Genomic DNA, 12,327 nt, shown 5'->3' on the forward strand with positions numbered 1-12,327 from the left:
GAATCGTCACGATAGGCTCAGTACAAAGGAGGGCGCAATGTTGCGGCACAAGTACAGCTACGGCGAACACCCCAGCCAATGGGGCGAACTCTTCATACCTGAACCGTCCAACGGAAACCATCGCGGCGCGCCTGCGCTGGCCGGTGGGATCGCCGTTGTGATCCACGGCGGTTACTGGCGGTCCCAGTACGGCGCGGAGCTTGGCGAGCCCCTTGCACGGGACCTCGCAGCGCACGGCATCACCGCCTGGAACCTCGAGTATCGGCGGGCCGGCAACGGCGGTGGTTGGCCCCACACTTTCGAGGACATCCTGGCCGGCATCGACCACTTGGCCACCATCGCCGGTGATCACAATCTCCAGCTCGGCAAAGTGGTCGCGTTGGGTCACTCGGCCGGCGGCCATTTGGCGGTCTGGGCTGCTGGACGGCAGCGGCTCTCGGACATCGGAACGCCTGACGCCGACCGCCAACTCCAGCGCAGCCCGGAGGACAATGCCGTGCACCTGACTGGCGTCGTCAGCCAGTCCGGCCTCCTGAACCTCGCGGCCGCGGAGAAGCTGAACCTCAGCAACGGAGCCGTCTGCAACCTCATGGGCGGGGATTCCCATAGATTCCCCAAACGGCATAAGTACGCGGACCCCATGAGTTCGCTGCCGCTGGATGTTCCGGTATATGCCGTCCATGCCACGGACGATGAGGACGTTCCCGCCAGCCAGTCCGAGGCCTACGTTGCTGCAGCCACGGCGGCAGGAAGCGCCGCCCAGTTGCTCCGGGTTCCCGGTGACCACTTCGACCTGATCGACCCCAAAGCCGTCGCCTACAAGAAGTGCCGCGAACTGGTCCAACGACTGCTCTCGTAAACTCTACGTCGCAGGGGCTTGCCTCTGGCAGAGTTGTCCCATGCTGACAGTCATTGGTGAAGCTCTTGTTGATGTGGTCCAACGCTCGTCCGGAATCGAGGCGCACGTTGGCGGCAGTCCGCTCAACGTAGCCGTCGGTCTGGCGCGCCTTGACCACCCGGTGCAGTTCATCGGGCGCTATGGCCGGGACGCCTATGGTGACTCCGTGGCGGCCCACCTCCGCTCAAGCTCCGTAATGGTGCCGCTTCCGCCGGACGAGAAGCCCACCAGCGTGGCCACTGCCACAATCGACGACGACGGCGCCGCCACCTACGTCTTTGACCTCGCCTGGGAATTGCCCGGACTCGCCGCAAGGTTGCCGCTGATGCTGCAGGGCGCCACCTTGCTGCACACAGGTTCCATAGCCACCGCACTGGAGCCCGGCGCCGCAGAGGTGCTTGCCGCCGTCGAACATGCCCACCCGGGCAGCACCATCAGCTTCGATCCCAACTGCCGTCCGAGCATCATTACGGACGTTGATTACGCGCGGACGCAAGCCGAACGCTTCGTGGCGCTGTCCGACGTCGTCAAGGCCTCCGACGAGGACCTTGAGTGGCTGTACCCCGGCATCGATCCAACGGAATCCGCGCGCCGATGGCTGACGTTGGGAGGCGCAGGAGGTCCGGCCCTGGTTGTGGTGACACGTGGTTCTCGAGGTCCGTGGGGCATCACCAGGGCAGGCGAGACCCAGATTCCCGCACCAGCTGTGAACGTGGTGGACACTGTGGGCGCGGGGGATTCGTTCATGGCGGGGTTGTTGTCCGCCATTGTTGACCATGGGCTGGATGGAGCGCAGAATCGTGACGCTTTAAGGGCCATGCCGGCTGAGACCTTGGCAGCCATCATGGATCACGCAACACGTGCGGCCGCCGTGACGGTGTCGCGGGCAGGTGCGAATCCGCCCACGCGGGCTGAGCTCAACCACGGAGTGGCGTAACCACGGGCCGAAAGCATAGGGGTCTAGCTGGCCCCGTGACCGGCGGCCACTTCCTCGCCGGCCTTCACTGGTCCCGGCGGGGTGCCTTCCCCGAACGGACTTCCTCCCAGGGATTCCCGCCCGTGGGGACTCAGCCAGCCGGATAGGTCCGGTCCCGCAGGAACGATCTGCGTGGGATTAATGTCCTCGTGGACGATGTAGTAGTGCTGTTTGATCTGCACAAAGTCGATGGTGTCGCCGAAGCCCGGCGTCTGGAACAGGTCCCGGGCGTAGCCCCATAATGCCGGCATTTCGCTGAGTTTGTTGCGGTTGCACTTGAAATGACCGTGATAGACGGCATCGAAGCGCGCCAAGGTGGTGAACAGCCGGACGTCGGCCTCGGTGATGGTGTCACCCACGAGGTATCGCTGGCCGGTCAGCCGTTCCTCAAGCCAGTCCAAAGCGTTCCAGAGACGGGTGTACGCCGCATCGTAGGCTTCCTGTGATCCGGCGAAGCCGCACCTGTAGACCCCGTTGTTGACCTCGGTGAAGACTCTCTTGTTGACGGCGTCGATTTCCTCGCGAAGGTGCTCCGGATACAGCTGCGGCGCGCCCGGACGGTGGAACTCCTTCCACTCCGTGGAGAAGTCCAGCGTGATCTGGGGGAAGTTGTTGGTGACCACTTGGCCACTGGGGACGTCCACCAAAGCTGGAACTGTGATGCCTCGGGGGTAGCCCGGAAAGCGCTGGAAGAATGCCTCCTGCAAGCGTTCGATGCCGAGTACCGGGTCCTTGCCGTCCGGATCCAGATCGAAGGTCCAGGATCGGGCGTCGTGCGTGGGACCGGGTTGGCCAAGGCTGATGACGTCCTCAAGTCCCAAGAGCCTGCGGACGATCACGGTGCGGTTGGCCCACGGACAGGCCCGGGCGGCGATCAACCGGTAGCGTCCCGGCTCCACGGGCCAGCCGGGCTCGCCGTTGGGTCCGGTGGCGCCGTCACGGGTGATCCGGTCCTCGATGTAGTTGGTATCGCGGTTGAACTCACTGCCAGTGACGTACGCGCCGCGGGTGCTGTGTTCGTCGACTTCGCTGGTCTTCTCACTCATGGCTTCAGCCTAAGCCGGGCTCACCGAACCGCGCGACCTTGTGGGCCGTTGTGCCCACGTAGACTGGCATGATGCGGCTCGTAGCAAGCGATATTGACGGCACCATCCTCGGTCACGACGGCAAAATCAGTGACCGGACCATCAAGGCATTCCAGGCGTGCCGCGACGCAGGGGTGGAACTCGTCTTCGTCACGGGTCGTCCGCCACGCTGGCTGTACCCGCTCCAGGAGCAGCTTGGCCATAGCGGAATCGTGATCTGTTCCAATGGGGCGGTGGTGTGGGACCTGGAAACCGAGAAAGCACTCTCTTCGTGTGCCCTGGACGCCGACTCCGTTTTTGAGGCCCGTCGGATCATCAAGTCGCTCAGGCCTGACGCGCTCTTCGCCGTTGAGACCCTCACGGGTTTCCAACTGGAGCCGGGCTTCATCGAGAACGAAACCAGCGAGCTTCTCGCCGAATTCACCCCGAAACCTCTGGCTGAGACGCTCACGGCGGATGACGCCGTCGTGAAGTTCCTGGCAATTACCCGGAAAGGCACGCCGGACGAATTCCTCGCCGAAGTTCAGCCTGCCGTCGCCCACCTGGTGAGCACCACCCACTCGGCACCTCGAACCGCGATGCTGGAGATGTCAGTGCCCGGCATCAACAAGGCCGTCACGCTCGCCAAGTACGCCGAGTCCCTGGGGATCGAAGCTGCTGATGTAGTGGCGTTCGGAGACATGCCCAATGACATCGAGATGCTCCGCTGGGCCGGTCACGGTTACGCCATGGCCAGCGGACACCCGGAGGCCATCCTCGCCGCCGGACAGCAGGCACCGCACTTCGACGACGACGGCGTGGCCCAAATTCTCGAGGCAAAGCTGACGGAGCAGCGGGTCTAGTTTGTTCGTGCCCTGGTGATGTCCGATTTCCGCCGGACGTCCACTGTGATGGCTGGTGGAATGGACTCATGAATCCGGAACAGAATAAAACCGCAGCCCACTTCAGATCCCTCCACACCAGCCAAAAGCCCTTGGCACTCAGCAACGCCTGGGACGTCGCCAGCGCCGTCATCACGGAGGCAGCTGGCGCGCCAGCTATAGCGACCACCAGCGCCGGAGTTGCCTGGTCCTTGGGTATGCCCGACGGCGACCGGCTGGACAGGGAGCGTGCTTTGGCAGTTATCGCCAGCATCGTGGACGCCGTCAACGTGCCCGTCACGGCGGACATCGAGGGTGGTTATTCGGAAACGCTGGAAGGAATCGCGAGGACGGTCGCCGATATTCTTGAGGCCGGTGCCGTGGGGATCAACATGGAAGATGGTTCCCGGGACCCGGAAGAATTCTGCGCGAGGATCTCAGCCGCACGGGATGCCGCACGTCAGGCGGGCAAGGACTTGTTCATCAATGCGCGCACCGATGTGTTCCTTGCCGGCGCCGGTACCGTCCAGCAGCAAATTGCCGAGGTCCTGGCCAGAGCCGAAAAGTATGTTGAAGCAGGCGCCGACGGCATCTTCGTTCCCGGAGCATCAGATGCAGACACCGTTGCCGCGTTGACCGCTGGGATTTCCATCCCCGTCAACGTGATGGTGGGGGCAGGATCGCTTAGCGTCAGCGAACTCGGAAGGCTTGGCGTCTCCCGGGTCAGCCTCGGCTCGAGCGTAGCCCAAGCCGCCTATGCCGTAGCCCAGCGTGCCGCGGAAGAGCTGAACACCGAGGGCACTTACAACGCAGTGGGCGAAGCCATCGACTACGGTTCCCTCAACGGGCTGTTCGCCAGCTCGAAGTAGTCCCCAGGCCAGCAAGAAGCCTTGCGCTTCACGGGTGTCGCACGCCCTTGCCGGCCAGCAGCGCGCGATAGCCCTCTTCGAAGGTGGGGAAGGTGAATTCGAAGCCTGTCGCCCGAAGCCGTGCGTTGCTGCAGCGCTTGTCACCGGGGCCGGCGTCGGAGGCGTCGCCGGGTGCCGCCGTCGGGGGTTCCGGGCATCCCATCTCCGAGGCGAGGAACCGCATGACGTCGCCCATTTCCGCCGCGAGATCATCGACGCCGACGTAGACGGAATCCGGGGCGGCTTCCATGGTGGTGAGGTGGACGATCATCGCGGCGGCGTCGTCCCTGTGGACGCGGTTCGTGTGCCGTGGTTGGGCAGGGATGACGGCCTTGCCACTGCGGACCTGGTCGATCAGCCGGGTGCGACCCGGTCCGTAAATACCGCCGAGCCGCAGCGAAATGGGCTGGATGCTGGTTCCGCGGGTCCGGGCGAACAGGAGCTTCTCTGCCTCCACCAGGACTTTGCCGCTGAATCGCGTGGGCTCGGTGGGGGTGGACTCGTCCACCACAGCCCCGCCGGAGTCTTTGTACACAGCCGTGGAGGAGACGAACAAGACGCGCCGCGGTTGAATGGCTTGCCGTTCCAGAGCGTCCAGCACGTTCCTGACGCCATCCAAGTAGGCAGCGCGGTAGGCCTCTTCGGTGGACGCGTCGGCAGCGATGGCCACCACCACAATATCCACGTCTGACGGCAGTTCCGGCAGCTCGGTGGAGAGGTCCGCGTACACGCCGCGGATTTCGGCAGGCAACTTCCCGGGGGACCGGCGCAATCCCACCACCTCATGGCCCGCAGCGGCGAAGCGGAGTCCGGCTTCGGTTCCAAGGTCGCCGCATCCGGCTATCAACACAGTCATGCCCCCAGTTTGCCAGTCCCGCGGTGTCACCCAGTTCCCAGCTTCCATACAACCGGCGTTCAACTTGGCTCCGTAGGCTTCCAGCCAAGGACCCGTTCGCACGGTGAAATCGTCTCGTTGAATGTGTAGGGGGAATCATGGCCAAGCGTCGGATCAACAACGTCAATACTGCGCCTTTGCGTCGGATCGAACCGGATCATCACTGGCGCTCGCTGCGCCAGGGCGATCGGGTCAGCGTCACTCTGACGCCGGGTTACGAATCGTCCGGGGTGGTGGACGCCGTCACCGGCGATGCCACCGCGGTGTGGGTGGAGCTCGACGGCGGTCGCGGCCGGACGCTGGTGCACGTCAGCGACGGCGTGGCGATCGTTCCGCAAAGGACGACGGCGGCACTCCCGCAGGAGTCCTAGCCGCACCTTGGCGATGGGCTACGCTACGGGTGTGACGCTGCCCTATTTCCTCCGCAAGGATGGTTCAGTGGGCCCTCTGGCCTTCGCCCACCGGGGATTCTCCTTGGACGGTCTGGAGAATTCCCTGGCAGCATTCCGGGCTGCGGTGGATCTGGGTACGATGCACCTTGAGACAGACGTACACACCACGTCCGACGGCGTGCTGCTGGTTTTCCATGACTCGTCCTTGGACAGGGTGACTGATTCCGCGGGGAAAGTGTCCGAGCTGACGGCGGCCGAAGTAGCTCTGGCGAGGATCGGCGGGGTGGAGCCGGTGCCAACCTTTGAGGAGCTGGTCACGGCGTTGCCCGGTGCCCGGCTGAACCTGGACGTCAAGGACTGGAATTCTGTGGACACAATGGCTGCCGCCATTGAGAAGCACCGCATCCATGACAGGGTTCTGGTCACCAGCTTCTCGGATAGGCGACGCCGCGCAGTCCTTTCCAAGCTTTCCCGCCGAGTGGCGTCCTCGGCAGGCAGCTCCCTGACAGCGCTTTTCGTCCTTCTTGGGCCCATACTTCCGGCGCCTCTGGCACGCAAGCTGCTCTCCGACGTCGACGTCTTCCAGGTTCCCGTCCGCTATGGATGGTTGCCGGTGGTGACGCCCGGATTTGTACGCCGCGCCCATCGACTTGGCAGGCAGGTGCATGTGTGGACCGTCAACGATCCCGTAGAGATGGAGCGTCTGCTGGACCTTGGAGTGGACGGCATCGTGTCCGACCGGCTCGACCTCCTCAAGAAAGTTCTGGTGCGCCGGGGCGAATGGGTCTGATAGAGCGTCCGGGGGTGCGGACGCTCTATCACTTCCCTCGGGTTTGGTGGGGACGCTCTTTCAATTCCCTCGGGTTTCGATCGCTGCAGGCCGGATTTGGCTCGCACGGATCCTGGCGAGGTCGAACTTGTTGCTGCGGTCGAAGTTGAAGATGCCGTTTTTCTCCTGGAAGACGTCCGTCAGTTGGGTGTAGCAGTACCCGAACATGTCCGGGTTCTCCAGCAGGACTGAGCACAGACCGTCGAACCGGGCGTAGAACTCCTCCTCTGAGCCGACCCGCTGGCCGTAGCCCCACGAGGAGGCGACGTCGCTTCCGTCCACAGCCTGTCGGGCCTCAACTTCGTTCCACCAGATCCCTCCGAATTCCGAGACGAAGTAGGGCTGCCCGGCATACGGCACTGAGTAGTCCTGGCCGTCCCCTGTGCGGTTGACGAACGGTTTGCCGTCCGCAAGGCCTTGTTGTTCCAGGCGGAAGCGGTCCGGATCCTGCTCATAGGAGTGGGAATCGTAGATGTCCGTTTCCCGGATGCGGTGGGAGTAGCCGGAGGCGTCGATGACCGGGCGTGTGGGATCAGCAAGCTTGGTAGCCAGGAACATGGCTTCGGTGACGTCATCCAGCACAGTCGGGCGGTCATGCATCACTTGGTGTGTCTCGTTCAGCGGGCACCAACCAATGATGGAAGGGTGATTGAAGTCGCGCTTAAGCACTTCCAGCCATTGCGCTACGAAGCTCGCTGTGGGCTTTTGGTTGTGCCCCACAGTTCCTCCGCCGGAGACACCCCAGTCGCCGAACTCGCCCCACACCAGATAGCCGAGCCGGTCAGCGTGGTAGAGGAAGCGTTCCTCGAAGACTTTCTCGTGGAGCCGGGCGCCGTTGAAACCAGCTGCCATGGACAGTTCGATGTCCTTGATCAAGGCTGCGTCATCCGGAGAGGTCATCAGCGATTCGGGCCAGTAGCCCTGATCCAGAATGAGGCGTTGGAAGACTGCTTTGCCGTTGATGCGAACAACCTTTCCGTCCAAGGCAACGGACCGCACTGCTGCGTAGCTGCTGACGTGGTCAACAGTATTGCCTGCGGAGTCCATCACGCTGACCTCAAGGTCATACAGGAAGGGATCTTCAATGGACCAAGGGCGCAGGGACTCGCTGGGGATTTCCAGCCGAAGGGAGGGCGTAAGGTCCAGATCGGCTTTGACCGTAGCTTCAACCCGCATGTCACCCTTGTCGCTGAGTGCCGCGGTGATGGTGTGCCCGCTCCGGTTCTGGCTGACAGGCACCTCAAGTGTGATGCTGGAGTCCGCCAGGTTGGGGGTCATTTGGAGGCGCTTGATATGGACCTCAGGGACTGCTTCCATCCACACGGTCTGCCAGATTCCGGTCGTCCTGGTGTACTGGCAGTGGGTGTTGTTGTACCACGTGGCTTGCTTGCCGCGGGCCTGCATTTCGTGCCGGGAATCCCTGGCCCGCACCACAATTACTGCGTCCGTACCAGGCTCGGCCACTCCTCCAAGGTCTGCAGTGAAGGGCGTGAAGCCGCCGCGATGGCGGGCCACTTCGACGCCGTTCACCCACACCGTGGCGTCGTGATCCACAGCGCCGAAGTGAAGCAGGACGTTTTGACCTACCCATTCCTGCGGGATGGTCACCGTGCGCCGGTACCAGACTGCTTCCATGAAATCGACGTGCTCAATCCCCGACAGCTTGGATTCCGGCGCGAACGGCACCAGGATTTCGCTGTTGAGTACGCGGGTGGTGAGACCGCGTTCCAAACCGGAGTCACCGGCGTCGATCTCAAATGCCCAGGTTCCATTGAGGTTCAGCCACTGCTCGCGGACCAGCTGCGGGCGGGGGTGTTCGGGCTTCGGGAGGGAGGGGATCACATCAGAGTACGTCAAGGCCAGTCCTTCGAGAGCGGGATGGGGGAGTCATTTCCAGTGAAGCGCATAGGGAGAGAATTTGCAACGTTAGAAACTCCAAGGGCTTAGCTCAAGTGGAGCCCTGAGGGTCAGTAGGTGGACTCCCGGCCTTTCAGCTCATGCGGGATCACTACTTCCTCGGCAGGGAGGTCGGTTCCGGCGATCCGGGCCAGCAGAAGGCGGCAGGCTTCGTCGGCAAGGGCGGACATGTCGGGAGCGATGCTAGTCAGTGAGGGGGACATGAATGCGGCCTCGGGGATGTCATCCCAGCCGGCCACTGCCATCTGCTCCGGCACCCGTAATCCCCGCCGCCTGAAAGCGCGCAAGGCGCCCACGGCAAGGACGTCGCTGGCGCAGACAACGCCGTCGCAGTCAGCGCCCGAGTTCAGGAGTCGCAGGGCTGCAAGCTCGCCTTCTTCGCGGCTGTAGTGCTGCACGTCCACCACCAAATCCGGCTCGTAAGGAATGCCGCATTCCTCCAGCCCACGCCGGAAACCATCCAGCCTGAGCATGGCCGTGCCCTCCCCGCTGCCCGGGCGTGCGCCGATGAAGCCCAATCGTCGTCGCCCCCGGGCTGCAAGATGGCTGACGAGATTCCGCGCGGACGCGTCGTTGTCAATGCTCACGTGGGGAACGCCTGCTCCACTCAAACGTTCACCGAGCAGGACCATGGGGGTGGTGTCGGTGCGGGTCTGAAAAAGGGACAAATCCATGGTCAATGGACTGTAGATCACGCCGTCCACCATCCGGTCCCGATAGCCTGCCAACACGGACTTCTCCGCCTCGGGATCCAAGCCGAAAACCTCAGTGAGGACGGTGTAGCCCCTGCGCTTGGCCGCTGAGATGACTTCCTCTGCAAGTCGGCCAAAATAGGGTGAAGAAATTTCGGGAACAGCCAAGACCAAGGTGTTGGACGTTCCTTGGCGCAGTTGGCGCCCCGCAAGGTTGGGGCGGTAGTCCAGCTCCGCGATGGCGGCTAGAACTTTGTCCCGTGTAGAAGCCCTGACGTTGGGGCGGTTATTGACAACGTTGGACACCGTTTTCCATGACACGCCGGCCAGGCTGGCAACCTCTTTGACCCCCGGTTCGCCGCTTCTAGTCCTCCGCACAGCAGGGCGTACAGGATGAATTTCGTCAGAAGTCATGCGTTGCGTTCCTAGCGGCGTCGGTGAACCGGTCAAGGCAAGGATGCCCTTGACAAACTCTATCGGCCCCTTCATTGTTTCTAACGTTAGAACTTTATCAAGGACGTAAGTTCACCAGCGTCGCGTCGGGCAGGAAACATCGATGTACGAGCCAAGAAGTCTAAAGTCGCTGCTGCGACCCAACCAAGAGCAGTCTCCCAAGCAGGGTCTCTATGCGGGCTCTTCGGGAATCAGCCGGCGCGCAGTGCTGCGCACGGCAGCTGCAGCCAGTGGAATTTTCGCTGCGGGCGCCCTAACCGGGTGCGCCGGCCCCTCAAGCGGGACGCCCATTCAGTCCTGGGATCTGTTTTCAGGTGCTGACGGCGTGAAAATGCGGGCCATGATAGGGGCCGTCAGCACAGCCAAGGGCATTGATGTCCGGCCAGTCACGCTGGCCTGGGGATCGCCCTACTACACCAAGCTGGCCATGGCAGCCTCCAGCGGCAAGGCTCCGAATACCGCAATCATGCACCTCTCTCGCTTGGCCGGTTTCGCACCCGAGCGCCTGCTCCAACCCTATGACCTGGAGCTATTGGCGGAGTATGGGCTAAAGCCGGCGGATTTCGCTCCTGCAGTGTGGGAGAGGTGCTTCTACAACGGAAAACTCTTTGCTGTTCCCATGGACACCCACCCCTTCATCCTGCTCTACAACAAGGACTTGGCCGTCAAGGCCGGCATTGCGGACAGCGACGGCAAGCTTTGGGAAATTTCCTCACCCCAGGCACTCATGGAGGCAGCCTCCAGAATGGCTGTCGCCACTGGAAAGCAGGGTCTCTCCTTTGGCCATGTGCTGGACTCCGCGCAGTCGTGGCGACTGTTTTGGGGCTTCTACAATCAAACCGGGGGCGGATACACGATGACCGCCGGGCAGCCTGCACAGATAGACAAGGCCAAGGCAACAGAGGTGTTGACCTTCCTGAAGGAGCTGCTCGACGGCAAAATGGCCGTCAACAACCAGACGTACCATGGCGCCATCGCCGACTTCACTACCGGCGCCACAGGCATGATCTTCTCCGGTGAATGGGAGCTGCCCGCGTTCGCCAAGGCAGTGCCCAACCTTGGCGCCGTTCCCATGCCGACCCTCTTTGGCACACCGGCCAGCTACACCGATTCTCACGTCTGGGTACTGCCGAAGCAGGTACACAAGGATTCCGAAGCTTACAAAGCCTCACATCAGTTCGTGGCCGGAATTCTCAAGGAAGGACTCAATTGGGCCCAGGCGGGCCACATTCCGGCGTTCACTCCGATCCAGGCCACGGATGAATACCGCGCGTTGGTGCCGCAGGTGGATTACGCGGCTGCCGGCGAAACACCGGCGTTCGATCCTGCTGTGTGGTTCGCGGGTGCCGGCACTGATTTTCAAAATCAGCTCTCACAGACGCTTTCCGCCGCGCTACAGGGCACCGTCACGGTGAAGGACGCCGTGGATTCCATGATGGAGCACGTGCAGACGATGCTCTCAGCCCCCAACCCCACGTAACGCCGAGGTGAAAACAATGCTGACAGAGCTCTCCGAAACCAAACCTGGCACCGCGTTGGTTAGTCCAATTCCGGGACGGAAGATCAGGCAGGCCAGTGGATTCTGGTATGTGGTCCCTTTCCTTGCAGCCTTCGCACTTTTCCTTCTTTGGCCCATCATTTCCGGACTGTGGATGAGCATGACCAACCAGAGCCTCACGGGTGCCGGGGGCGAGTTCACAGGATTCGGTAACTACGCGGAAGCCTTGGGAGACAAGGCCGTCTGGCAGTCGCTGGGCAACACCGCCGTCTTCACCCTCTTCACCGCAGCACCCCTGGTGGTGTTGTCGTTCGTGATGGCGCACTTGGTGTACGTGGGACTTCCGGGCCAGTGGCTTTGGCGCCTCAGCTTCTTCGCACCGTTCCTCCTGCCCGTTTCGGTGGTGGCCGCGCTGTGGCAGTGGATGTTCCAGCCGGGCTTCGGGCTGGTCAACGCCACACTGGACGCATGGGGAATCAAGCAGATCGGCTTCCTGAACACCGAAGGTGTGGCCATGTTCTCGGTGGTCCTGGTGACTATTTGGTGGACCGTGGGCTTCAACTTCCTGCTCTACCTTTCAGCCCTTCAGAACATCCCGGACCACCTCTTCGAAGCGGCGCAGCTGGACGGGGCGGGGCCGTGGCGGCGTCTTTTCTCGATCACCATTCCCATGGTTAACCGAAGTACAGTCATGATCGTCATGCTCCAGATCCTGGCATCGCTGAAAGTCTTCGAGCAGATCTACCTTCTGACGTCCGGCGGCCCCCGCGGCAGTACCAGATCGGTCCTGGAGTACATCTACGACATCGGCTTTAGCGGTTACAGGCTGGGTTACGCCTCGGCCATTTCCTACCTCTTCTTTGCACTTATCGTCGTCATCGCAGTGGTTCAGTTGCGTCTGATGAACAGGAAGGCGTCCTGACC

General features: G+C 62.4%; 12 protein-coding genes. 8 read left to right on the forward strand and 4 right to left on the reverse strand.

Features of this window, described 5'->3' with window-relative positions:
* The first annotated feature begins 37 nt into the window (after positions 1 to 37).
* Both QEH68_RS00365 and QEH68_RS00370 read left to right on the forward strand, forming a co-directional pair.
* Positions 38 to 859 (forward strand): alpha/beta hydrolase, encoded by an 822-nt coding sequence (locus QEH68_RS00365; protein ID WP_207595636.1) that lies wholly within the window; start codon positions 38 to 40, stop codon positions 857 to 859.
* 40 nt (positions 860 to 899) lie between these two features.
* The gene (locus tag QEH68_RS00370) at positions 900 to 1,835 is read left to right on the forward strand and encodes a carbohydrate kinase (protein WP_089593110.1); all 936 of its coding nucleotides are present in this window, start codon (positions 900 to 902) and stop codon (positions 1,833 to 1,835) included.
* 23 nt (positions 1,836 to 1,858) lie between these two features.
* Here the strand turns inward: QEH68_RS00370 and QEH68_RS00375 are convergent, their stop codons facing one another.
* Positions 1,859 to 2,920: a glutathione S-transferase family protein gene (locus tag QEH68_RS00375; RefSeq protein ID WP_280625385.1), complete on the reverse strand. Its 1,062-nt coding sequence runs from the start codon at positions 2,918 to 2,920 to the stop codon at positions 1,859 to 1,861.
* Between the two features lie 71 nt (positions 2,921 to 2,991).
* Between QEH68_RS00375 and QEH68_RS00380 the strand changes: the two genes are divergently transcribed.
* Both QEH68_RS00380 and QEH68_RS00385 read left to right on the forward strand, forming a co-directional pair.
* Positions 2,992 to 3,801, forward strand: a complete 810-nt coding sequence (locus tag QEH68_RS00380; RefSeq protein ID WP_207597412.1) for an HAD family hydrolase — start codon at positions 2,992 to 2,994, stop codon at positions 3,799 to 3,801.
* Positions 3,802 to 3,869: 68 nt separating this feature from the next.
* Positions 3,870 to 4,688 (forward strand): isocitrate lyase/phosphoenolpyruvate mutase family protein, encoded by an 819-nt coding sequence (locus QEH68_RS00385; protein WP_280625394.1) that lies wholly within the window; start codon positions 3,870 to 3,872, stop codon positions 4,686 to 4,688.
* A gap of 28 nt (positions 4,689 to 4,716) precedes the next feature.
* On the opposite strand, the gene QEH68_RS00390 is transcribed toward QEH68_RS00385, so the two are convergent.
* A complete protein-coding gene (locus tag QEH68_RS00390; RefSeq protein WP_280625397.1) occupies positions 4,717 to 5,583 on the reverse strand; it encodes an SDR family oxidoreductase in 867 nt (288 codons plus the stop codon).
* A 137-nt stretch (positions 5,584 to 5,720) separates the two neighbouring features.
* Here QEH68_RS00390 and QEH68_RS00395 point away from each other — a divergent pair, with 137 nt between their 5' ends.
* Positions 5,721 to 5,993, forward strand: coding sequence for a hypothetical protein (locus tag QEH68_RS00395; RefSeq protein WP_207595640.1), 273 nt, complete (start codon positions 5,721 to 5,723; stop codon positions 5,991 to 5,993).
* A gap of 13 nt (positions 5,994 to 6,006) precedes the next feature.
* On the forward strand, positions 6,007 to 6,804 hold the full coding sequence (locus QEH68_RS00400; protein ID WP_280625399.1) for a glycerophosphodiester phosphodiesterase: 798 nt from the start codon (positions 6,007 to 6,009) through the stop codon (positions 6,802 to 6,804).
* Between the two features lie 60 nt (positions 6,805 to 6,864).
* Here QEH68_RS00400 and QEH68_RS00405 read toward each other — a convergent pair whose 3' ends face one another.
* Positions 6,865 to 8,685 carry a sugar-binding domain-containing protein gene (locus tag QEH68_RS00405; protein ID WP_280628062.1) on the reverse strand — a complete coding sequence of 607 codons (1,821 nt, stop codon included), beginning with the start codon at positions 8,683 to 8,685 and terminating at the stop codon, positions 6,865 to 6,867.
* Positions 8,686 to 8,810: 125 nt separating this feature from the next.
* Entirely contained in the window at positions 8,811 to 9,866 is a 1,056-nt protein-coding gene (locus tag QEH68_RS00410) for a LacI family DNA-binding transcriptional regulator (RefSeq protein WP_280625402.1), read from the reverse strand.
* 142 nt (positions 9,867 to 10,008) lie between these two features.
* On the opposite strand from QEH68_RS00410, the gene QEH68_RS00415 reads away from it, so the two are divergent.
* Together QEH68_RS00415 and QEH68_RS00420 are read left to right on the forward strand one after the other, a co-directional pair.
* Positions 10,009 to 11,385: an extracellular solute-binding protein gene (locus QEH68_RS00415; RefSeq protein WP_280625404.1), complete on the forward strand. Its 1,377-nt coding sequence runs from the start codon at positions 10,009 to 10,011 to the stop codon at positions 11,383 to 11,385.
* Between the two features lie 178 nt (positions 11,386 to 11,563).
* Positions 11,564 to 12,325, forward strand: coding sequence for a sugar ABC transporter permease (locus QEH68_RS00420; RefSeq protein WP_280625407.1), 762 nt, complete (start codon positions 11,564 to 11,566; stop codon positions 12,323 to 12,325).
* Positions 12,326 to 12,327 lie beyond the last annotated feature (2 nt).

Origin of the sequence: Paenarthrobacter sp. OM7 (assembly GCF_029873575.1) — a bacterium.
Taxonomy (GTDB): domain Bacteria; phylum Actinomycetota; class Actinomycetes; order Actinomycetales; family Micrococcaceae; genus Arthrobacter.